The sequence below is a fragment of the Pseudomonas peli genome, assembly GCF_050563605.1.
GTDB classification, from domain to species: domain Bacteria; phylum Pseudomonadota; class Gammaproteobacteria; order Pseudomonadales; family Pseudomonadaceae; genus Aquipseudomonas; species Aquipseudomonas peli_A.
In genome coordinates, this window is the sequence record NZ_JBNXUH010000103.1 from 1 (window position 1) to 230 (window position 230).

A 230-nucleotide genomic window follows, 5' to 3' on the forward strand; every position below is an offset into this window, starting at 1 on the left:
CCTGGAGTCCGTGCCAGCCTTCCCGTTGCGCCGGGTGTCGCTCAAGCGGCTGCTGGTCAACCTGATCGAGAATGCTCTGCGCTACGGCGGTAATGCGGTGGAAGTGGCGGGTTTCCTGTTCCGCGRCCCCAMCGCCCCCCMTGTGGGGGTGGGGGGGGTGGGCCYGGCTCTTTTAAACAWCTSACGCYGGCGGCGGCGCSCCCCGMGGTGGTAGGTMKTTGGGGGGGGCG

Annotated in this window: 1 pseudogene; it reads left to right on the forward strand. The window is 69.9% G+C overall.

The window, feature by feature from the left end:
* A pseudogene (locus ACQ4LH_RS21195) lies at window positions 1-145 on the forward strand (two-component sensor histidine kinase); the annotation flags it as partial.
* Between the last annotated feature and the right edge of the window lie 85 nt (window positions 146-230).